The following is a 222-nucleotide window of genomic DNA, read 5'->3' as shown; positions in this document are numbered from 1 at the left end:
TGACGATATAAAAATTGAATGGCATTACGTGCAATTTTAACGGCACTCCATGATTTATTGTTAACCAAGTAAAGTAAGAAAGACTTAATTTGGTAGGTTGACAAATTATCAGGACAGCAGTCACAAAAAACACTTAGCTGTCTGATATAACGACTATACATGTCGATGGTTTTAGGTGCTTTACCTTGTAAAGTCAGTTCATTAATGTAAGATTGGTATAGT

General features: G+C 33.3%; 1 protein-coding gene. It reads right to left on the bottom strand.

The features are described from left to right. The coding region (locus CJF42_RS25870) for a site-specific integrase (RefSeq protein WP_170940783.1) at positions 1-222 on the bottom strand (222 nt) is incomplete at both ends.

The organism is Pseudoalteromonas sp. NBT06-2 (genome assembly GCF_002276045.1).
Lineage (GTDB): Bacteria > Pseudomonadota > Gammaproteobacteria > Enterobacterales > Alteromonadaceae > Pseudoalteromonas.
This window is presented reverse-complemented; position numbering and strand designations above follow the sequence as displayed.